Annotated in this window: 20 protein-coding genes; 8 read left to right on the plus strand and 12 right to left on the minus strand. The window is 54.0% G+C overall.

All coding sequences use genetic code 11. The features are described 5' to 3' along the window. The first annotated feature begins 36 nt into the window (after nucleotides 1-36). Entirely contained in the window at nucleotides 37-1,536 is a 1,500-nt protein-coding gene (gene trpE / locus CU041_RS07475) for an anthranilate synthase component I (RefSeq protein WP_101246306.1), read from the plus strand. Nucleotides 1,537-1,613: 77 nt separating this feature from the next. Here the strand turns inward: trpE and CU041_RS07480 are convergent, their stop codons facing one another. Beyond that, nucleotides 1,614-2,840 carry a divergent polysaccharide deacetylase family protein gene (locus CU041_RS07480; RefSeq protein WP_101246307.1) on the minus strand — a complete coding sequence of 409 codons (1,227 nt, stop codon included), beginning with the start codon at nucleotides 2,838-2,840 and terminating at the stop codon, nucleotides 1,614-1,616. 270 nt (nucleotides 2,841-3,110) lie between these two features. Here CU041_RS07480 and CU041_RS07485 point away from each other — a divergent pair, with 270 nt between their 5' ends. The 5 genes from CU041_RS07485 to lexA all read left to right on the plus strand — a co-directional run bounded on the left by CU041_RS07485 (nucleotide 3,111) and on the right by lexA (nucleotide 6,910). Further along, a complete protein-coding gene (locus tag CU041_RS07485; RefSeq protein ID WP_068518953.1) occupies nucleotides 3,111-3,683 on the plus strand; it encodes an anthranilate synthase component II in 573 nt (190 codons plus the stop codon). 33 nt (nucleotides 3,684-3,716) lie between these two features. Beyond that, on the plus strand, nucleotides 3,717-4,751 hold the full coding sequence (trpD, locus tag CU041_RS07490) for an anthranilate phosphoribosyltransferase (RefSeq protein WP_101246308.1): 1,035 nt from the start codon (nucleotides 3,717-3,719) through the stop codon (nucleotides 4,749-4,751). Beyond that, complete coding sequence (gene trpC / locus CU041_RS07495) at nucleotides 4,748-5,545, plus strand: indole-3-glycerol phosphate synthase TrpC (protein ID WP_101246309.1); 798 nt, start codon at nucleotides 4,748-4,750, stop codon at nucleotides 5,543-5,545. The genes trpD and trpC overlap by 4 nt, the downstream gene beginning before the upstream one ends. A gap of 19 nt (nucleotides 5,546-5,564) precedes the next feature. Beyond that, entirely contained in the window at nucleotides 5,565-6,044 is a 480-nt protein-coding gene (gene moaC, locus CU041_RS07500; RefSeq protein ID WP_068518950.1) for a cyclic pyranopterin monophosphate synthase MoaC, read from the plus strand. Nucleotides 6,045-6,202: 158 nt separating this feature from the next. Further along, complete coding sequence (gene lexA, locus CU041_RS07505; protein WP_101246310.1) at nucleotides 6,203-6,910, plus strand: transcriptional repressor LexA; 708 nt, start codon at nucleotides 6,203-6,205, stop codon at nucleotides 6,908-6,910. Nucleotides 6,911-7,041: 131 nt separating this feature from the next. Here lexA and CU041_RS07510 read toward each other — a convergent pair whose 3' ends face one another. Beyond that, the gene (locus CU041_RS07510; protein ID WP_233433035.1) at nucleotides 7,042-9,012 is read right to left on the minus strand and encodes a ComEC/Rec2 family competence protein; all 1,971 of its coding nucleotides are present in this window, start codon (nucleotides 9,010-9,012) and stop codon (nucleotides 7,042-7,044) included. A 321-nt stretch (nucleotides 9,013-9,333) separates the two neighbouring features. Between CU041_RS07510 and gltX the strand changes: the two genes are divergently transcribed. After that, on the plus strand, nucleotides 9,334-10,740 hold the full coding sequence (gltX, locus tag CU041_RS07515; RefSeq protein ID WP_101246312.1) for a glutamate--tRNA ligase: 1,407 nt from the start codon (nucleotides 9,334-9,336) through the stop codon (nucleotides 10,738-10,740). A 111-nt stretch (nucleotides 10,741-10,851) separates the two neighbouring features. Next, nucleotides 10,852-12,159 carry a citrate synthase gene (locus CU041_RS07520; RefSeq protein WP_068518946.1) on the plus strand — a complete coding sequence of 436 codons (1,308 nt, stop codon included), beginning with the start codon at nucleotides 10,852-10,854 and terminating at the stop codon, nucleotides 12,157-12,159. 111 nt (nucleotides 12,160-12,270) lie between these two features. On the opposite strand, the gene CU041_RS07525 is transcribed toward CU041_RS07520, so the two are convergent. The 10 genes from CU041_RS07525 to CU041_RS07570 form a co-directional block, all read right to left on the minus strand. Continuing rightward, entirely contained in the window at nucleotides 12,271-12,711 is a 441-nt protein-coding gene (locus tag CU041_RS07525; RefSeq protein ID WP_068518945.1) for a VOC family protein, read from the minus strand. Nucleotides 12,712-12,786: 75 nt separating this feature from the next. Further along, entirely contained in the window at nucleotides 12,787-13,953 is a 1,167-nt protein-coding gene (lpxB, locus tag CU041_RS07530; protein WP_101246465.1) for a lipid-A-disaccharide synthase, read from the minus strand. After that, nucleotides 13,946-14,809, minus strand: a complete 864-nt coding sequence (locus CU041_RS07535; protein ID WP_101246313.1) for an LpxI family protein — start codon at nucleotides 14,807-14,809, stop codon at nucleotides 13,946-13,948. Before CU041_RS07535 ends, lpxB begins: the two co-directional genes overlap by 8 nt. Further along, the gene (gene lpxA, locus CU041_RS07540) at nucleotides 14,790-15,593 is read right to left on the minus strand and encodes an acyl-ACP--UDP-N-acetylglucosamine O-acyltransferase (protein ID WP_101246314.1); all 804 of its coding nucleotides are present in this window, start codon (nucleotides 15,591-15,593) and stop codon (nucleotides 14,790-14,792) included. Before lpxA ends, CU041_RS07535 begins: the two co-directional genes overlap by 20 nt. Before the next feature lie 2 nt (nucleotides 15,594-15,595). Further along, entirely contained in the window at nucleotides 15,596-16,045 is a 450-nt protein-coding gene (fabZ, locus tag CU041_RS07545) for a 3-hydroxyacyl-ACP dehydratase FabZ (protein ID WP_068518941.1), read from the minus strand. A gap of 11 nt (nucleotides 16,046-16,056) precedes the next feature. Next, the gene (gene lpxD, locus CU041_RS07550) at nucleotides 16,057-17,076 is read right to left on the minus strand and encodes a UDP-3-O-(3-hydroxymyristoyl)glucosamine N-acyltransferase (RefSeq protein ID WP_101246315.1); all 1,020 of its coding nucleotides are present in this window, start codon (nucleotides 17,074-17,076) and stop codon (nucleotides 16,057-16,059) included. Further along, nucleotides 17,076-17,654: an OmpH family outer membrane protein gene (locus tag CU041_RS07555; RefSeq protein WP_233433036.1), complete on the minus strand. Its 579-nt coding sequence runs from the start codon at nucleotides 17,652-17,654 to the stop codon at nucleotides 17,076-17,078. Before CU041_RS07555 ends, lpxD begins: the two co-directional genes overlap by 1 nt. Continuing rightward, entirely contained in the window at nucleotides 17,654-19,954 is a 2,301-nt protein-coding gene (gene bamA, locus CU041_RS07560; protein ID WP_324788940.1) for an outer membrane protein assembly factor BamA, read from the minus strand. Before bamA ends, CU041_RS07555 begins: the two co-directional genes overlap by 1 nt. Before the next feature lie 26 nt (nucleotides 19,955-19,980). After that, nucleotides 19,981-21,084 (minus strand): RIP metalloprotease RseP, encoded by a 1,104-nt coding sequence (gene rseP / locus CU041_RS07565; RefSeq protein ID WP_101246317.1) that lies wholly within the window; start codon nucleotides 21,082-21,084, stop codon nucleotides 19,981-19,983. 38 nt (nucleotides 21,085-21,122) lie between these two features. Next, entirely contained in the window at nucleotides 21,123-22,283 is a 1,161-nt protein-coding gene (locus CU041_RS07570; RefSeq protein ID WP_101246318.1) for a 1-deoxy-D-xylulose-5-phosphate reductoisomerase, read from the minus strand. Between the last annotated feature and the right edge of the window lies 1 nt (nucleotide 22,284).

The following is a 22,284-nucleotide window of genomic DNA, read 5'->3' on the forward strand; positions in this document are numbered from 1 at the left end:
TGACATTTACGACCAAGACCAACATTTGGATAGACCATGGAAATCAAACCGGATTTCAACAGCTTCAAGCAAAATTACGATAACGGCGTCTCGCAGGTTCTCTGGACTGCGTTGACAGCAGATCTGGATACGCCGGTTTCGGCTTTCCTCAAGATCGCCGAAGGTATGCCCAACACCTATTTGCTTGAATCTGTTGAAGGCGGCGCTGTTCGCGGTCGGTATTCGTTTCTGGGCCTTAAACCCGACCTGATCTGGCGGTGTTTTGGCCACAAGGCCGAACTCAACCGCCGTGCAATGGCCAATGCCGACGCCTTCGTTGACGAAGCCGAAGCCCCGCTTGAAAGCCTGAAAAAGCTGATTGCCGAAAGCCATATCGAGCTGCCCGACAATCTGCCGCCAATGAGTGCCGGTCTGGTTGGCTATATGGGCTATGACACAGTGCGTCTGATGGAAAAGCTGCCAGACAGCAACAAGGATGAACTTGGCGTACCTGATGGCATTTTCATTCGCCCGACCGTCACGGCAAGCTTTGACACCATCGAAGATACCGTAACCGTCGTCACCCCGGTCCGCCCGGAGGACGGCATTGATGCCAATGCGGCTTATGATCTCGCCTGTGCGCGGCTCAATGACGTAGTCATGCAGTTCCAGCGCAATCTGTTCATCGATCGCCGTTCCAAATCCGTGCCCGATACCCTGCCCGATCCGAAGGTCAGCGTGGATGAAGCCGGATTTTACGACATGGTCGACAAGGCCAAGGAATATATCCGGGCTGGCGATATTTTTCAGGTGGTGCTGTCGCAACGCTATACGCTGCCCTATCAGTTGCCGCCTTTTGCGTTTTATCGTGCGCTGCGCCGGATCAACCCGTCACCTTTCATGTTCTATCTTGATATTGGTGGTTTCCAGGTGGTCGGCGCCAGCCCGGAAATTCTGGTGCGGCTGCGCGACGGCGAAGTCACCATTCGCCCGATTGCCGGAACACGCCGGCGCGGCAAAACGCCAGAAGATGACAAGGTCATGGCCCAGGACCTTCTGGATGATCCGAAAGAACGATCCGAGCATCTGATGTTGCTTGATCTTGGTCGCAATGATGTCGGGCGGGTATCAAAACCGGGCACCGTGCGCGTCACGGATCGCGAACAGATCGAATATTATTCCCACGTCATGCATATCGTTTCCAATGTCGTCGGTCAGATTGACGAAACGAAATATGACGCCATGGATGCGCTCAAGGCCGGGTTCCCGGCCGGAACCGTATCGGGTGCCCCCAAAGTTCGGGCCATGGAAATCATTGATGAACTGGAATCGGTACGGCGCGGTATTTATGCCGGGTGTATCGGCTATATTTCGGCTGACGGGTCAATGGATACCTGTATCGCTCTGCGTACCGCCGTCATCAAGGACGAGAAAATCCATATTCAGGCCGGTGCGGGGATTGTCGTCGACAGCAAACCGGAACTTGAACACAAGGAATGCCGCAACAAGGCCGGTGCATTGATGGCCGCGGCCCGCGAAGCATACCGGTTTGCGTAATATCCAAACTGATAACACACCAAAGGGCCGCAATCATTTGCGGCCCTTTTAATGCCTGCATTTTTCAGAATATTGAACTAACCGGTTACGCTTTGTGATGACCGGCGCAAGATATCCGTGACCGGTACAAGCACAAAGCCGCGTGCTTCGATTTCGGGTATCCATTTTTGAAGGGCACTGATCGTCAGGTCACGGGGATGACCAATGGCAATCGCATATCCCTGTTTGGCTGCTACACGTTCGGTACGCGCCAGCATTTCTGCGATTTTTTCCGCATCATCCGCATCATCGATGAAAACGTCGCGTGTGATGGCGGGAACGCCGAATTTGTTGGCGGTCGAATAGCCTACCGATGTGGCGCTTGTACGCGAATCAAGGAACATCAATCCGCGCGACTTCATGACTTCCATCACGATCTGCATCCGTTCCGGATCGGATGTGAATTTGCTGCCCATATGGTTGTTCACACCGACATAACCGTCAAACCGGTCAAGCATCCAGTTCATTTCACTGAGGATTTTTTGACGATCATAGGTCGCAAGCAGCGCGTGCGGCCCCGGATCCACCGCAGCAGATGACGGCTCCATCGGCATGTGAAGCATGACCTCGTGCCCGGCAGTGCGTGCGGCATTGACTTGCGGCTGCAAATCGCGAGCATAGGGCAAATAGGAAATCGTGATCGGTCCGGGCAGTTTGACCGTGCGCGCGGTGCGCGGCTGGTCCAGACCGGCATCATCAATCACGATTGCAATGACCGGTTTCTGCCCGGCATCGGGGGCAAGGGCCGCAAATTTGCGCCAGGGCACAGAATTGTCTGTCGGCGTAGCAGTTGTCAGCGCCGGGCTATCCGTACCGCTTTCACCAGGCAAGACCGATGTTTTGGAGTCTGGTTTCGGGTTTTCGACGAAATCGGACAGGTTTTGCCCACCCTGCCCCTGATTTTTGGTCTGATTTGCCGTCTGGCGCCCGTTTTCATCAATCAGATAGCCTGTGCGTCCCTGAATGCCCGTGGGCGGTGTGTCGGGAAGCTGATAATCCTTGCGCAGCATCGGCTTTGTTTCGGGTGCCGCAAGTGTATAGTCGGGTGCACGCTGATCGGATGCACGGCCGAACTCGTCGGACGCGCGGTCAAGTTCAAGCATGCTGCCAACGGCAATAATGGCCGACAGCGTTCCCGCAACAAAGGCACCCCCCAGCATCAGGCGGCCAATGCCACCCGATTTCTTTTTCGGTGCAGCTTTTTTGCGGTTGGATTTTTTGGGTGCCGCCTTTTTTCGTTTGGCGGTCGTTGCCCGGCGTGCCACGCGGTGGTCTCCAGTATCGTTTTCTGGGTCGCTCGTAGGCTCTGCGAAGATGACCTCGCAGCTCCTTCCCATATGGTGATTATAGACCGATCATGTCGGATATTGTCGGGATGTTTTAAATCGGTGCTGGTTAGCACCGGGTTAAGAGATCCTTTATGGGCGGGCGACAACAACCGGCTGTAGGAAAAAACCCTTACCCTGCTTCCGCTTGACGTAGCGGCAAGGGCGTTTATTCTCTGCCGACCTTCATGTGCACAGGCGCCTTTTCCGATGTATCTCCTCATCGATAATTACGACAGCTTCACATTCAATTTGTGGCATTATCTGCGCGAACTCGGCCCCGAGGTCGAAGTGCGCCGCAATGATGAGATTTCCGTTAAAGATGCGCTTGCTCTCAAGCCCGAAGGCATTGTGATTTCACCTGGCCCCTGTGATCCGGAACGCGCAGGTATCTGTCTTGATCTGATCAGGGAAGCAGCCGGCCAGGTCAAACTTCTGGGCGTGTGCCTTGGCCATCAATCCATCGGGCAGGCTTTTGGCGGCAAGGTTGTTCGCGCCCCCGAATGCATGCATGGCAAAACCGATGCCATGAACCATTCAGGGGCCAGCGTCTTTGCCGGTCTTCCAAGCCCGTTTGAAGCAACGCGTTATCATTCTTTGGTGATTGAACGCGAAACTTTGCCTGACAGTCTTGAAATCACGGCCGAAAGCGCGGATGGTCTGATCATGGGCGTTCGACACAAAACCCATCAGATACATGGCGTTCAGTTCCATCCCGAAAGCATCGCATCGGAACATGGCCACGCATTGTTAAAGAATTTTATCGACTTTACCGGCGCCTGAAACCGCACCGGACCGCAAACCGAGGAAACCCGAATGTCGACTGATAATGATCTGAAGCCAATTCTGGCCAAAGTCGCAGATGGTGAAAAGCTGACCGAAAGCATGGCCGAACAGGCCTTTAACGTGCTGATGTCGGGTCAGGCAACCCCGTCGCAAATGGGGGCTTTCCTGATGGGGTTGCGCATTCGGGGCGAAACCGTTGACGAAATTACCGGGGCAGCACGTGTCATGCGTGAAAAGGCCACCGGCATCATTGCCCCGGAAAATGCGGTTGATACCTGTGGCACAGGTGGTGATGGCAGCGGCACCTTCAATATTTCAACCGGTGCGGCGATTGTTGCCGCCGCCGCAGGTGCGACTGTTGCCAAACACGGCAACCGCGCGGCATCGTCGAAATCGGGTTCAGCTGATGTTTTGATGGCGCTTGGTGTCAATCTTGATGCCGATATGAAATTGCTGGAAAAGGCCCTTGGCGAGATTGGTCTGTGCTTCATGATGGCGACCCGTCACCATTCGGCGATGCGTCACGTGATGCCGACCCGCGTTGAAATGGGCACACGCACGATCTTTAATCTGCTGGGTCCGCTTGCAAACCCTGCAAAGACCAAACGCCAGGTTCTTGGCGTCTTTGCCAAGGAATGGGTCGAACCGGTTGCCCATGTGCTCAATCGTCTTGGGTCGGTTCATGCATGGGTGGTTCATGGCCACAGCGGTCTTGATGAAATCTCGACCACGGGCCCGACCTTTGTCGCCGAAGTCAAAGACGGCAATGTTACGACCTTTGAAATTTCCCCGGGCGATTTCGGGTTTGAGACAGCAACGCTTGATGACCTTAAGGGCGGCGATGCGGATGTGAATGCCAAGGCCATTCTTGACCTTCTGGCAGCGAAAAAAGATGCCTATCGCGATATCGTTCTGATGAATGCCGGGGCGGCACTTGTGGTGACCGGCGTTGCCAGCGATCTTGCCGATGGCATCAAAAAGGCATTCGAAGCAATTGATAGTGGCAAAGCCGCAGAAACGCTTCAGGGTCTTGTCACCATTACCAACGAAGGAAACGCAGCGTGAGCGACGTTCTTAAGAAAATCTGCGACGACAAACGCGAACACGTTGCCGCCTGCAAGACCCGCAAAAGCCTTGGCACACTTGAAGCCGAAGCCAAAGCCCAATCGGCACCGCGCGGCTTTATCAAGGCCCTTGAAACCAGTGTTGCCGATGGCCGTTATGGCTTGATTGCCGAAATCAAGAAAGCATCCCCGTCCAAGGGACTGATCCGCGCCGATTTCAATCCGCCGCAACTGGCAAAGGCCTATCAGGCTGGCGGGGCAAGCTGCCTTTCGGTTCTGACCGATGTCCCCTATTTCCAGGGTGATGACAGCTATCTTGTGGCGGCGCGCGCTGCTGTTGACCTTCCTGCATTGCGCAAGGATTTCATGGTTGATCCCTACCAGATCACCGAAGCACGCGCCTTGGGGGCTGATTGCATTCTTTTGATTATGGCAGCCCTTGAAGACGAACTGGCCGCCGAACTTGAAGACGCGGCACACAGTCTTGGCATGGATGTTCTGATCGAAGTTCACAACGCGCCGGAACTTGAACGTGCCCTGAAACTGAAATCGCGTCTGGTCGGGGTCAATAACCGTAACCTCAAGACCATGGAAATTTCGCTGACCACGACCGAAGAACTGGCTGGCATGGTCGATAGCGACCGTCTTCTGGTCGCCGAAAGCGGATTGTTCACGCCCGAAGACCTTGCACGCATGGCCAAGGTTGGTGCGCAGTGCTTCCTGATTGGGGAAAGCCTGATGCGTCAGGACGACGTGACTGCGGCAACCCGCAACCTTCTTGGCCTAGCGGCCTGACCTGAGACTGGCAAAGCACATGACAGACAAGCTTTCCCATATTGATGCCGGTGGCAACGCCGTGATGGTGGACATTTCGGACAAGGCCGATACCACCCGCATTGCTATTGCCAAGGCGCGGGTATTGATGTCTGCGCAAACGGCAAAGCTGATTGCCGATCGTGGCCACAAAAAGGGTGATGTTCTTGGCATCGCGCAGCTTGCCGGGATCATGGGGGCAAAAAAGACACCGGACCTCATTCCGCTTTGCCATCCCCTGCCCCTGACATCGGTTACGGTTGATCTTGAACTGGCCGATGATGTTGACGGGGTCGATATCACCGCGACCTGCAAGACCACCGGCAAGACCGGTGTCGAGATGGAGGCGTTGACCGCGGCCTCTGTCGCCGCCTTGACCGTGTTTGACATGTGCAAGGCTGTCGACAAGGCCATGCAGATTACCGATATCCGCGTCACCCGCAAGGAAGGCGGGAAATCGGGGACTTTCATCGCTGATTAGGGTGTTTGCGGGCGGGCGACCACCATTCAAAACCCGCAATTATTGCCTGAATTACGGCCAATCCGTTGTTTTTGGTCCGATGCGCTTGACCCGACAAAAGAACTAAAGTAGAACATTTATGTATCCTTTTTGTTCTTTCTACAGGTTCGGGAAATATCATGCTGACGCGCAAGCAATATGAGTTGCTGGTCTATATTGACAATTACCTTCGCGATCACGGTATCTCGCCCTCTTTCGATGAAATGAAAGAGGCCCTGAACCTTAAATCCAAATCGGGGATTCATCGTCTGATTACCGGACTTGAGGAACGCGGTTTTATCCGCCGTCTTGCGCATCGCGCCCGTGCCCTGGAAGTCATCCGGCTTCCGGAAAACAGCGACGATGACACCCCCGAAACCCCGAACAACGTCACATCCATTGCCAGTGCGCGCAAAGCTCCCCATCGTCCGGCAACCGTGCCCACGGCCTTTGCCGAAACCGGCGAAGCCATTTCGCTTCCGCTTTATGGGCGAATTGCTGCGGGTACCCCGATCGAGGCATTGCGTGATCAAAGCACCATGGTTCAGGTGCCCGCTGCCCTTTTGGGATCAGGCGATCATTATGCACTTGAAGTATCGGGTGATTCCATGGTCGAGGCCGGCATCCTCGATGGTGATACCGTTCTGATCCAGCGGTGCGAGCAGGCCCATGACGGCACGATTGTCGTTGCCCTTGTCGATGACAGCGAAGCGACCCTTAAGCGACTTAAACGCGGGCGCGGTGAGGTTCTTCTGGAACCGGCCAATGCCCGGTATGAGACGCGCGCCCTGTCACCGGATCGCGTGCGCATTCAGGGCCGTCTGGTCGGGTTGCTGCGCCAGTATTAAGCCACCGACAACTACACACACAAAATCGCCCGCTGTGATTTTCACACGGGCGATTTTCTGTATTCGGGATCAGTGCATCCAGCCCGATCGAACCCCTACATCAGGCAACCCGGTCCACGTACGGCAACTGATTACCGTTGCGATGGAGCAGCTTTGCCGCCAATCACGATCCATGGCCAGTGACCGGATATTGCCCGCACGGTTTCAAATGACGACCTTCCCTGATCAAGCTTGGCCGTATCAAGGGCCACACCGCCCTGCCACCACAAGACGTCATCATCAATCATCACCCGCGCCCCGGCCTGGCGACAGGCCCGGATTGGCAAATCATTTTTTAGCGTAATCACAAGATCGGCATTGCGACAGGCATAGAACGGATTGGCCAGACTGGTTGCGACAATGGTCCTAGTTTCCTTATCACCAGCGCCAGTGAGCACAAGACACGGATCGCTTTTACAATGGCTTATTCTTGTGGCTTCATCTTCCGGACGGATGCCAAAACGGCTCATCCACAGGGATTTTTGGAAATCACCAAGCCCGTCGGCCACATGCAGGATTTCCTGTTCCCTGTCATAAACAGCCCAGCTTTCCTGATCGCCCGATACAAGAACATCCGGTGTTTCGTGGGCCAACTGCGCAATGATGGCAATGATCAAAAGCGGCCCGGACACCACAAGGGCAACCAGATTGCGCCAGATCACGGCCCACGCTATTGCCAGCAACAAACAGGCGGTTGCCACATCACCGAGCCCGGCCACATACCACAACCCCCATTCCTGGGCGGCGACAAGGGATGCTGTTTTGATCAGAACAGTCAATCCGGGCGCCATCAGCGCAAGCACACCGCCCGCCAACCCGAATGGCATCAATGCCAGCGTCAGGACAATTAACGGCATCCCCCAGAATGCCATTATCGGAATGGCAACCAGATTGGCTACAATGCCAAGCACCGATATCCGCCCGAAATGAAACCCGATAATCGGTGCCGTCACAACCGTCACAATGACACTGGTGATCAAAAGTCCCGCCATATAGACCACAAGACGTTCATGCCACGGACGTCCGCCATGGTGGTCAAGCCAACGACGCCCGGGCCCGTCATAAAAGGCAACAAGTGCCCCGACAGCAGCAAAGGAAAGTTGAAAACTGGCACCAAGTACCGCATCGGGCCTTAACACCAGAACAACCAGTGCGGCCACCCCCACCAGCCGTAAAGATATGGCACGGCGATCAAGCAACAGGGCAATCCATACCACCAGCAACATCACAAAGGCCCGCTGCGTCGGCACTGTTGCCCCCGACAATCCGAGATAAATGAACCCCGCCCCGGCGGCCGCGAGTGCCGCCCATTTTTTGACCGGATAGCGCAATGCGATCCCCGGTATCGCAGCCAACCCCAGACGCACCAGAAAGAAAACGGTTCCGCACAGTAACCCCATATGCAATCCGGAAATCGCCAAAAGATGGGCCAGCCCGGACTTTCTCAGATCCTCGGCAATTTCAGCAGTGACATCGCCGCGTTCACCGATGATCAATGCTTTGGCAATCCCGGCCTCGGGCGCGGTTACATATCGATTGATCACGTTGGATATTTTCTGACGCAGGTGTTCAACGACGGCCCTTATCCCTTTGTTTTCATATGCATCCTTCTCGCTCAACACTTCGAACTGGCGACCGAATGCAAACCCGGTTGCGCCGATCTGGCTGAAATAAAGGTTGCGCGCGAAATCGGGATCACCGGGAACCGACGGCGGGCGCAGTGGAAACAGCCGTGCCTTTACGCGCACCTCATCGCCGATCGAAAGCGCACTGTCACCGAGAAAACTAAGCCGGACATTCCAGCCGATCTGATCATCGGAAAGACCCTGAATATTTGTCGGATCAAGGGTAACGCGCATTCGACTGCCGCGGGGTTCAATACCGATGACAGTTCCGGTGATTTCGGTCGAATAAAGGGTTCTGGTCGGGATATTTTCCGGTCCCAGTTCCGTATGCAGGGCACTGATCAGACAACCTGCCGTGATACTGGCCATCAGTTGCATCAAAAAGGCCAGCCAGGCTTTGCTGCGAACCATCCAGAACGCGCAGACCGAAAGAATCACGGCAACTGAAATCTCTGCAACGGAAATGCGCGCAGGAAGCAAGAAATAAAGGGCACATCCCAACCCAAAGAAGATAACAGAGGACAGAAACCATTTATTTCTTTGGCTTGTAACAACAAATATGACTTGCGAGAAAAACCCCACAAGCCTTTGTTTTTTAATACTTCTTGTAAAAGTATTACGACGAATGTCCAATAGCCCGCCTTAAGCTTAGTTTCTATCTAACATCGGCTGTGGTGCAACAGCGTGTCATTTGTGCTATAGCCTGCACGCCAAAAGTCCATACGACAAGCGACAACATCCAGATAGCGGATAGATTGAATGACGGTTGTTACCCGTTTTGCCCCGTCTCCGACCGGGTTTTTACACATCGGCGGCGCACGCACCGCCCTTTACAACTGGCTTTATGCCAAACACACCGGCGGCAAATTCTTGCTGCGTATTGAAGATACCGATCGCGAACGTTCAACGCCCGAGGCCGTCGAAGCCATTTTTGACGGGCTCAACTGGCTTGGCCTGACCGCAGACGATGAACCGACCTTCCAGTTCGCCCGTCGCGACCGCCATGCCGAAGTTGCACAACAATTGCTGGATGCCGGCAAAGCATATTATTGCTATTGCACGCCCGAAGAACTGACCGCGATGCGTGAAAAGGCCCGCGCCGAAGGTCGCCCGATGAAATATGACGGCACCTGGCGTGATCGCGATCCGTCAGAAGCCCCGGGAGGTGTAAAACCTGTCGTGCGTCTCAAGGCGCCGCAGGATGGCGACGCCGTGATCAATGATCAGGTCCAAGGCGAAGTCCGTGTCGCAAATGAACAGCTTGACGATTATGTCATTCTGCGTGGCGACGGCACCCCGACCTATATGCTTTCGGTTGTTGTTGATGACCATGATATGGGCGTTACCAACGTCATTCGCGGTGACGATCACCTGACCAACGCGTTCCGCCAGAAGGCGCTTTATGACGCCATGGGCTGGGATGTTCCGACCTTTGCCCATATTCCGCTTATTCACGGGCCGGATGGTGCGAAACTGTCGAAACGTCATGGTGCGCTGGGTGTTGATTCCTATCGCGACGAGATGGGTTTCCTGCCGGAAGCCGTGAACAACTATCTCCTGCGTCTGGGCTGGGGTCATGGCGATGATGAAGTCATTTCCCAGGAACAGGCCATCGAATGGTTCGACATCAAGGATGTTGGCAAGGGTGCGGCACGTTTCGACTTTGCGAAGCTGACAAACCTTAACGGCATTTACATGCGTCAGGCCGACGATAAACGGCTTGTAGACGAGATTTCCCAACGGGTTGCGGCCATTATTGGAACCGATGCAATTGATGCAGCGCAAAAAGAAATCTTGATCAATGGCATGTCAGGCCTTAAAGAAAGGGCCAAGACACTTATCGAGCTCGCCGAATCTTCGGCCTTCTATGTTACTGACGGCGTATTGTCCGTTAACGAGAAAGCTCAGTCCCTGATCGATAGCGCACCTGAAGGTCTGTTTGCAGAATTGGCCAACAGTCTTGAAGCGCTTGAAAGCTGGACCGAAGAGAACGTTGACGCATGTGTTCGTGCAACTGCCGAGAAACTTGATCTTAAACTCGGAAAAGTTGCGCAGCCCTTGCGGGCGGTGCTTACCGGTTCCAATTCTTCACCAGGCATCTTCGAAGTAATGATCGTGCTTGGCAAAGAGCAAACGCTGAAACGCATTCGACATTTCGATGCATAACAACAGCGAATTATAAAAAACTAATAGTCTGTTTGCGCTTAATGCGCCGCAGCATTATGCTGCACCCAACTTGAAACCGTGTTCGTTCAAACAGGGAAGGAAAAATAAGTCATGGCTCAGAATTCCAAGACTTCCCACACCGTAACACTGACCGACAATGCCACTGGCAAGTCGTTCGAGATGCCGGTGATTGAGGGTAGCGTAGGCCCGTCTGTTATCGACATTCGCAAGCTGTACGCTGAAACTGGATATTTTACCTATGATCCGGGCTTCACTTCGACCGGCTCCTGCCAGTCCGAGCTGACCTATATTGACGGCGACGTAGGGATCCTGCGCCACCGTGGTTATGCGATTGACGATCTTGCAGAAAACTCCGACTTCCTGGAAGTCTGCCATCTGTTGCTGTACGGGGAACTCCCGAACGCCACCCAGAAGGCACAGTTCGAAAACGACATCACCATGCACACCATGGTGCATGAGCAGATGCGCAATTTCTATAACGGCTTCCGCCGTGACGCGCATCCGATGGCCATCATGTGCGGTGTCGTTGGCGCAATGTCTGCTTTCTATCATGACAGCACCGACATCAATGATCCGCAGCAGCGTCTGATCTCGGCTTATCGCCTGATTGCGAAAATGCCGACCATCGCAGCGATGGCATACAAGTATTCGATCGGTCAGCCGTTCCGTTATCCGAACAACAAGCTGGGCTTTGCTGAAAACTTCCTTCAGATGATGTTTGGCAACCCGTGCGAAGAATACGAAGTCAATCCGGTTCTGGCCAAGGCAATGGATCGTATCCTGATCCTGCATGCCGACCACGAACAGAATGCTTCGACTTCGACCGTGCGTCTTGCCGGTTCTTCGGGTGCGAACCCGTTCGCTTGTATTGCTGCTGGTATCGCGTCCTTGTGGGGCCCGGCACACGGCGGTGCGAACGAAGCGGTTCTGGTGATGCTTAACGAAATCGGCGATGTGAAAAACATTCCGGAATTCGTTGCAAAAGCAAAAGACAAGAACGATCCGTTCCGTCTGATGGGCTTTGGTCACCGCGTCTACAAAAACTACGATCCGCGCGCCAAAGTCATGCAGGAAACCTGCCACGAAGTTCTCAAGGAACTCAACATCAGCGATCCGCTGCTTGACGTTGCTCAGGAACTCGAACGCATTGCACGTGAAGACGAGTACTTCATCGAGAAGAAACTCTATCCGAACGTCGACTTCTATTCGGGCATCATCTTCAAGGCGATGGGTATCCCGGTCAGCATGTTCACCGTGCTGTTCGCGGTTGCACGTACCGTCGGCTGGATCGCCCAGTGGAAAGAAATGATCGAAGATCCGTCGCAGAAAATCGGTCGTCCGCGTCAGCTGTTTACCGGCGTCGCAGAACGTCCGTTCGTTCCGGTCGACAAACGCTAAGTCGTACCGACGACGATCTGAACAAGATCAAAAAAAGGCCCGGAGAAATCCGGGCCTTTTTGCATTTCAATTCAGGTGAACAGGTATTGGATGTTCACCGGATAAACTGTGTTACCAGCTGCCAGTATTTTCCATGCTTACCCATGGTTCGGCCGGCTCAAGGTTGCCGCCCTTCTGAAGGAACTCGATCGAAATTCCGTCAGGCGAACGCACAAACGCCATGCGGCCGTCACGCGGCGGACGGTTAATGGTAACACCGGCATCCATCAGCTTCTGACAGGTCGCATAGATGTCATCGACCTCATAGGCGAGATGGCCGAAATTACGCCCACCGGTATAGCTTTCCGGATCCCAGTTATAGGTCAGTTCGAGTTCCGGGGCCTTGGTTGCCTTGGCACTTTCGATATCAGCCGGCGGAGCCAGATAGATCAGGGTGAAACGCCCCTGCTCGCTCTCGATACGGCGGGTCTCTTTCATGCCAAGTAGATCGCAATAGAATTTCAGCGATTCATCGACATTTTCGACACGCACCATCGTGTGCAAATAACGCATAGCAATGTCTCCGTCATGGATTGATCAATGACCTGAAACTAAATGCATTTCACGACCGATGCCAGTCGTTAGCCATTATTTTTTAGCGATAATTGCCAGAATTTGTTCGGCTGCTTTTTCGCTGGGCGCGCGATCCCCGAAACCAAGCATCTGGCATGCCTCGTCAAATCCGGCCTTTTGCTCCTCATATGCCGGGGTCGCATTCAGCAAATCTTCCAGCGCAGGCAAAATCGCCTTTGCCCGGCATTTGTCTTGAAGAAACTCGGGGATCAATTTCCGCCCCAGGACAAGATTGACAATGGTGACGGTGTCAATCTTGATCAGGCGTTTGGCGATCCAGCCCGTAATCGCATTGACCTGATAGGCAATGACATGCGGCACACCGGCAATCGCCAGCTCCAGCGATACCGTGCCCGATGCGGCAAGGGCACAATTGGCCGCCGCAAACGCATCATGCCGTTCCTGATCGGTCGTAACGACAATCGGCGATAACGGCCAGTCTTGCATTTCGTCGGTTACCGTTTGCGCCACCTTGCTGACCGTCGGCACGACAATGCGGGTATCGGGATATTTTGCAGCGATGGCGTCGATGACCTCTCGGAAAATCGGCAACAGACGCTTTACCTCGGAATTGCGGCTGCCGGGCAATACCGCCAAAAGCCGTTTATCCGCGTCCAGATCGTGTTTGGCCCGAAACCGTTCAGCATTGCCGTCATGACGCTCTTCGACCGCTGAGTGGCCGATAAAGGTGGTTGGAAGACCTTCTTTTTCAAAGTATGGCGGTTCAAACGGCAATAGCGCGAGAAGATGGTCCAGAAATCCGGCAATCTTCTTTGCCCGTCCCTCACGCCAGGCCCACACCGATGGTGCGACATAATGGATCAGGGGAATGCCTTTGCCTTTCAGTTTTTTACCAACGCGAAAACTGAAATCCGGGGCATCTATGGTTACGACGGCGTCGGGCCTTTGTATTTTGGCAAATTCCGCCGTTTGCGATATCCGTTTAAGCAGATGCGGAATATGGGGCACGACCTCGGTCAGTCCCATGACGGACATCTCATTCATCGGAAAAAGGCTTTTAAGGCCCTCGCTTTCCATGCGCGGGCCACCGACGCCGATGAAACGGGCTTCCGGTTCCTGACGTTTAATTGCCGCCATCAGACGCCCGCCCAGCTGATCACCGGATGCCTCGCCCGCAACAAGCATGATTTTAGGCCCGGTTGCCGGGGCATCATCAATCATTTTCGGGGTCCCCGTCATGTTCCGGACGGATGCCGATGACAAACATCCCGAGCCTGTCCGCACGTTCAATCACAGCCGACCGGTCAATGATCATTGTCCCACCAGCCAGAAGCGCAATACCACGCAGGCCTGCCTTGTGGGCTTCTTCCACCGTCGTCAGACCGATGGCCGGAAGATCCAGGCGTTTGTCCTGCTGGGGTTTGGATGATTTGATCAGAACTCCGCCAACGCCGTCACGACGATAATTGGCTGATCGACGCACCATTTCATCCGTGCCCTCGATCGCTTCGAGTGCCAGAACAAGCCCCTGTTGCACGACACATCCCTGCCCGACGTCCGCCTGACCAAGGATCCGGGCAACCCGCAAGCCATGTCTGGCGTCGCTTAATGCCTGATCATCAGGTTTGATGGTGCCAAGAACGCCTTCTGAAACAGCAAGATCTTTCAGAATTTCGTGCGCACCAACCAGTCGAAAGCCCTCGCGTTCAAGCTCCTGACCGACCAGACGCAGCAATCCGTCATCGCCCAGCGCCTTCATGCCGACTTTCATCAAAAGCTTGGCCGCGCGCCAATCAGGCCGAATGGCCGTAAAACTTGGACGGGCGACCTTGCCGGCAAGGACGACATCCTGACAAGCATTGTCACGCATGGCGTCCAGAATCCTGGCAGCAGCCCCCAGTCTTGCCGTGATTCCTGGATATTGGTCGAGTTCGGGGTCATCGGCATGGCGGTCAAGTTTCACAACGAAAACAGCCCGCCCGGCCGTCTGCGCAGCAGAAGCCAAGCGGGCCGGAAGCGCCCCGCCCCCAGCAATAATCCCCAGTTTCGGTAGCGGATTATCCTGCGGAGCTGTCATATTTCGGCGTACACACGGAACGCATGCTTTCCGCTTTGAGGAAGTTGATGATTTCCATCACCGGACCAACGCCTTCGAAGTCTTTGGCAACTTCTTCTACGCGCTCGGCCAGCGTCCCTTCCTGGGCAAACAGCAAACGGTATGCCTTGCGCAGGGAATGGATGGTTTCACGATCAAATCCGCGCCGTTTCAGGCCGACAATGTTCAGGCCCGACAGATAAGCACGGTTACCGATCACCGACCCATAAGGGATCACATCGCTTTCGACACCGGTCATGCCACCAATCATGGCGTGTTTGCCAATGCGCACAAACTGATGAACGGCCGACAATCCGCCAACAATCGCGAAATCTTCAACCACAACATGCCCGGCCAAAGTGCCGTTATTGACCAGAATGCAATGATTTCCAACGTGACAATCATGCCCGACATGGGCCCCGGTCATCAGAAGGCAGTCATCGCCGATGGTGGTCTCCATCCCGCCACCTTCGGTACCGGGATTGAGGGTCGCACCTTCGCGAATTTTCGTGCGTTTTCCGACGATAAGGCGGCTTTGCTCGCCCTTGAACTTCAAGTCCTGCGGCGCATGACCGACCGAAGCAAACGGATAGACTTCGCATTCCTCGCCAAGGGTCGTGTGCCCGGCCATCGCAACATGGCTGTGCAATTTGACACGGTCACCCAAGACAACATTCGGACCAATAACGCAATACGGCCCGATTTCGACATCCTGACCAATCTGCGCGCCATCTTCGACAACGGCGGTTGGATGCACTTTTGACATTATCAGTTATCCCGGATCATCGCGGCGATGGTGGCCTCGGCAACGACCTGACCGTCAACCTTGACCTGGCTTTCGAACTTCCAGACCGGTCCGCGGCTCTGTTTTTTGGTGACATGAATATGCATGACATCACCCGGTGTAACCGGCTTGCGGAAACGGGCGTTATCGATGCTCATGAAATAGACAAGTTTGCCTTCGGCATCCGCACCCAGGGTCTGAACAACCAAAATGGCCGCAGTTTGCGCCATGCTTTCAACGATCAGAACACCCGGCATGATCGGCTGCTGCGGGAAATGACCGGTAAATTGCGGCTCGTTCATCGTTACGTTCTTGATGCCGGTTGCGGATTCACCCTCGGCAATATCGACAACCTTGTCGATCAACAGGAACGGATAACGGTGCGGAATCATTTCCAGAATGCGCTGAATATCAACACTTACCAATTCGGTCATGTGTGTAGCCCTTATTTCTTTTTTCGTATCAGACGGGACAAGGCCACCGTCTGTTTATGATATTCCATGACCGGAACAGCAGGACTTCCGCCAACTGTTTCCCCCGGCCCGATATTTTTCATGACACCCGATTGGGCAGCAACCTTGGCGCCATCGCCAATTTCAAGATGGCCGGTGATCCCGGCCTGCCCGGCAAGAACCACAAAATTGCCAAGCTTGGTCGATCCCGAAATGCCGACCTGGGATACGATAACACATCCCATACCCATTTCGACGTTATGGCCGATTTGCACCAGATTGTCGATACGGCAACCATTGCCGATAACGGTATCCGGGCCCGCACCACGATCAATCGTGGAATTCGACCCGACCTCGACATCATTGCCAATCACTACGCGGCCCAGCTGCGGTACTTTTACGTGCCCTTGCGGGCCCATGGCAAAGCCAAACCCATCCTGACCGATACGCGCACCAGGATAAATCAGGCAAAGATTGCCAATCAGGCTGTGACTGATTGATGCATTTGCCCCGATCCGGCATCCAGCACCAATAACCACACCCTTGCCGATTACCGCATTGGCTTCGATGATGGTTCCATCACCGATTTCACAATTCGCACCGATAACTGCGCCGGCATCGACCTGCACGCCTTTTCCAAGCTTGGCAGACGGGTCAACAACCGCGAATTCGGAAATGGAACCATTTCCGGTCTCGAACGGGTAAAACGCCGTCGCGGCCTTGGCATAGGCACGATATGGATCGTTGGTCGTAAACAGGACCATGTCCTTTGGTGCACGGTCGGCAAACTCGGGCCGGACAAAGCACGCGCCGGCTTTGCTGTTGATAAACGCATCAATGTATTTGCGGTTATCAAAGAAGCTCAGGATCGTGCTGTCGGCATTTTGCAGCGGCGAAACATCATCAAACACGCGGTCGCGATCAGGAGCATTTACAACATCTGCCCCCGTCAGCTCGGCGATTTGCGCGACGCTGAATGGTCCTTTGCGGCTAAAGAAACGGGAATCAGCCATCAGGAGCCTTCCTTGAACTCAACCTTGATCGTCGGCACTTTTTTATTGATCCGGTCAAACACTTCCTTGCTGGCATTCATTGCATTGGCAAAGATAATCACCTGAGCCTGATGCAGGACGAGAGTTGCGCGGCGCTCTTCGGCCAGACCGGCAATAACCTCGTTCAATGCTTTCTGGAAAGTTGCCTGGCTTTCGGCAAGAGCCTGATCAAGTACACGGCTGCGTCCCTGGGCAAACTTCTGGAATGCCGCGACCTTTTGCTGGAACTGCTTTTGCTTTTCCTGATAGACGTCAGCGGCAAGCAAAGTGCGCTGTTGCGCCAGTTGCTTTTCCTCTTCGCGCAGCGCCTGCTGACGCGTTTCGATATCCTGCTGATAGGTTACCTGACGCTCGCGAATTTGCTTTTTGACGTCCTGCATGGCCGATGCTTCACGCATGATGCCCGCATAATCGACAATCATGACCGATGCGACGGTTTCCGGATTTGGCGTTTCTTGCGCCTGGGCCTGCGGAACCATTGCGGCACCAAAAACGAGTGCGGACGCAACGAAAATTTTCTGGAACGACTTTTTCATCATTAGAATCTGGTTCCGAAGTTAAGTCGGAACACTTCCTCTTTGTCGTGGTCTTCTTTCAGGATGGCTTGGGAAAGATCGACACCGATCGGGCCGAACGGCGATTCCCAACCAACACCGACACCGACCGATCCGCGGATGGACCCGGTGTCATAAATTTCACCGGCACGCGCACCGTCAACGCCTTCGGATGAGCCGAAGTCACTGAATACGCGCCCTTTCAGGGCAAACTCGGACGGCAAACCAAGCGGGAAGTCCATCTGAACAGACCCGGTGTAATACATCTTGCCACCAAGGGAGTCACCCGTTGCGATATCACGCGGTCCTACACCGGCGGATTCGAAACCGCGAAGGTTGGAACCACCAACCATAAAGCGCTGGGAAATGCGGGTGTCATCACCGATACCAAAGATATAACCGGTACCGGCACGGGTCGAGAGAACCCATTCGTGCTCACGATCAAGGGGATAGTAATAACCGCCCTCAAGTCGGGTACGGAGATAGGTCTCGTCCCCACCAAGGCCCGCAAAATCGTTGGACAAGCGCCCAAAATAGCCCTCGGTCGGGGCGACGGCGCTGTCACGCTTGTCATAAGTCAGCGTGTGGCCAATTGCGGATTCAACGAACTCAGTTTCTTCTGCCAACAGCAGACGTGATGCTTCATCTTCGTCGATGTCGGAATAGCTGTTTTGCTCAAGCGTGTAGCGGAACGAATGAGACAGGTCTTCGGTATATTTGAAGCCGGCACGAAGGCGTCCACCAGTCTGCTCTTCATCGTACGAGCTTTCGTCCTGGTTATCCTCTTCACGACGATAAACATCGAAACCGGCGGCGACTTCACGATCCAGGAAATAAGGCTCGGTGAAGGACAAATCGATTTGCTGATCCGTGGAACCCAAAGTGAAGTTAAGTCGCAGATCCTGGCCTTTACCAAGAAGGTTGCGTTCACGAATACCCAACTGCCCGAAAGCACCGTTATCCGTGCCGTAACCTGCCCCGATCGAAAATTCGCCGGTCGATTTTTCTTCAACATCGACTTCAAGGATGGTTTGATCCGGCGTCTGGCCCGGAAGGGTTTTGACATCAACCGATTTGAAGAAGTTCAGGTTTTCAATACGCTGCTTTGAACGCTTCATTTTCGAACTGCTGAATGCGTCGCCTTCAACCAGACGGAATTCACGTCGAATAACTTCATCAAGCGTTCTGACGTTGCCGACAACATCAATCCGTTCGACATAGACCTTGGGTCCTTCGGCAATCGTGAAGGTCAGATCAATGGTACCGGTTTCGCGGTTGCGCTGAACACTCGGGCGGATATCAATAAAGGCATAGCCCTGATCGCCGACACTGTTGGTCAATGCATCAACAGCATCATCGACCATGGTCGCGTTATACCATTCGTCTTTTTCGATCTCGATCAATGGCAACAGGGAATCCGCATCGATTTTGTCGATCTGCGATACGATCTTTACATCGCCAAAGCGATATCGCTGTCCCTCACTCACCGTATAGGTGATGAAGAAATCGGAACGATCCGGCGTCAGTTCCGCCACAGATGACAGAACCTGAAAATCGGCATACCCCGCCGACAAATAGAAGCGACGGAGCAATTCACGGTCAAAGGTCACACGATCGGGATCGTAGTTGTCATCGGATGTCAGAATTTTCCACCACGCACTTTCGGTGGTACGGATGACATCGGAAAGCTCACCGTCATCAAACGCCTTATTGCCGACGAAATTGATCTTGCGAACACCGGTTGCTTCACCTTCATCAACTTCAAAGACCAGATCAACGCGGTTCTGGTCGAGTTGAATGACTTTGGGATCGACAGTTGCCGCAAAACGCCCGCTTCGGCGATACAATTCCAGAATACGCTGGACATCTGCCTGAACCTTGGTCCGGGTATAAACAACACGCGGACGCAACTGCAACTCGGCACTGAGAACGTCGTCTTTCAGACGATTGTTACCTTCAAATGCAATGCGGTTGATAATCGGGTTTTCAACAACGTTTACCTTCAACACACCCTGGTTGAAGCTGAACGACACGTCTGCAAACAGACCAGTCGAGAACAATGCCTTGAGGGAATCATTGATCTTGCGGGCGTCATAGGAATCACCGGGCGCAACGGTCAGATACGCGTTGACGGTACCGCTTTCAATTCGATTATTGCCTTCGACCTGAATTTCGCGAATCAGGCCGGAATTCTGTTGGGCATATGCTGCCACCGGAATAACAATTGGCGCTGTACCGCCAAGCAGTGCCGCAGCCAGTGCGGCCGCTTTTACCTTACGCAGCAAGTTAACCCCCCTGTTGCTGTCATTCATTAGCCAGCAAGTCCTTTGAGGAAACTGAAGACACCCAATTGCGTCAAATCGTTCCACGTTGCGAAAATGATTAAGCTGAATACCAAACCAGCGCCGATACGGAAACCATATTCTTGTGCTTTTGCCCCCAATGGCTTACCGCGAATTGCCTCGATCGCGTAAAACACAAGATGCCCGCCATCAAGAACAGGTACCGGCATCAGATTGATTAACCCAAGACTGATTGAAAGATAGCCCATAAAGAACAGAAGAGGTCCCAGGCCCCCTTCGGCCACCTGCCCCGACATCTGTGCAATCCGGATCGGCCCACCAAGCTCGGAGCTATCGCGGTCTCCGCTGATCATTTCACCAAGGGCGGCAAAAGTTTGCGTTGTCAGTGAATAGAATGTCTCAAATGCCCGGCTTACGGCATCGATCACACCGTCCCGACTGGTGTCAAAGGCCCCTGCTGTAATGCCCAAACGCCCAAAGGTCTGAGTTTGACCGTTTTCATCAGCAGTGATTGCCTCGGGCGTTACAGAAAGATCGATCTGCTGGCCATCACGAAGAACCGTAACCGAAAGTGTTTCCGCCGGATGGGCACGAACGATTTCCGACAGCTCAGAGAACCATTGAACGCTTTCACCATCAATCGCCGTGATCTGATCATCACGGAGCAAGCCGGCGGTCGCAGCCGGACTGTCGTCAAGCACATCCCCAACAACCGGCAGCGCGCGCTGCTGGCCAACAGCTGCAAACAAAAATGTAAAGACAACAATGGCAAAGATGAAATTTGCAAACGGCCCGGCGAACACGATGGCTGCGCGTGCAGCAACACTTTTGTGATGGAAGGCGTATTTTTCTTCTTCAGCATTAAGATCATCGCGCTGACCGGCACTTGCCGGGTTCATGTCGCCAAACATCTTCACATAACCGCCAAGCGGGATCAGGCTTACTTTCCAGCGCGTACCTTTTTTATCTTTCCAGCCGAACAATTCCGGCCCGAAACCAATGGAAAATGCTTCGACTCTGACCCCGTTCTTGATGGCGACCCAATAGTGACCGTATTCGTGAACGAACACGAGAACCGACAGAACAAAAAGAAAGGCAAGTAAGGTTTCCATCAAGACGTCCCTTGTCCGGAAAAACCGGAAATTTCAACTTAAACAGCAGCGATACAGGCAGCCGTTTCACGGCGCACCATCGCATCTGTCTCAAACACCTGGTCCAGATCGGTCAATCGATGACTGCCGATCTTGTTCATCACAGTCTCGACAATTCCCGCAACATCCAGGAACCCTATCTGATCGCGCAAGAAGGCCTCAACCGCAACTTCATTTGCGCCGTTCAGGACAGTAGGCAGTGTACCACCTTCCTGCAAGGCCTGGCGTGCCAAACGCAATGCAGGAAAGCGTTCTGTATCCGGTTGTTGGAAGTTCAACCCTCCGATCGTGGCAAAATCAAGACGAGGTACATCGACCTTGATCCTTTCCGGCCATGCCAAGGCATAGGCGATCGGGGTTCGCATATCCGGTGAACCGAGTTGCGCAAGTACCGAACCATCGCAATATTCGACCATACTATGCACAACCGATTGAGGATGAACAACAATTTCGATCTTGTCTTCCGGTACCGGGAAAAGATGCCAGGCTTCGATCAGCTCCAGCCCCTTGTTCATCATCGTCGCAGAGTCGATTGAGATTTTCGCCCCCATATCCCAATTTGGGTGGGCAAGCGCCTGTGCACGGGTCACCGACTTCATGTTGTCTAGGGACCATTCGCGAAACGGTCCGCCAGAAGCCGTCAGCAATATGCGATCAACCTGGTGTTCCGGACGGTCTTCTAGAACCTGGAAAATAGCACTATGTTCCGAATCAACGGGAATGAGTGTCGCACCATGTTGCGCGACTTCTGCCGTCATAAGGGCACCGGCGCAGACAAGGGTTTCCTTGTTGGCCAAACCGACACGTGCCCCGCGCCGGATTGCCGCCAATGTCGGTTTCAAGCCGGCAGCGCCAACAATAGCAGCAATAACAATATCTGACGGGCGTTGAGCGGCATCAATCAGGGCACTTTCACCTGCACCGGCTTCGATACCCGACCCGGCAAGCGCATCGCACAGTTCGTCATAGAGGTCGGGATCGCCAATCACCGCGAATTTTGCCGACAGATCCCTGGCGATTTGCGCCAAGGCCTCAACATTGCGGTGTGCTGTCACTGCATCGACGCTATATTTGTCCGCATGGCTTTTGAGAATATCAACCGTGCTGGTCCCGATTGAACCGGTCACGCCAAAAACACTGACGGATTTCTTCAAACTCATC

This window comes from Thalassospira povalilytica (assembly GCF_002844235.1).
Taxonomy (GTDB): domain Bacteria; phylum Pseudomonadota; class Alphaproteobacteria; order Rhodospirillales; family Thalassospiraceae; genus Thalassospira; species Thalassospira povalilytica.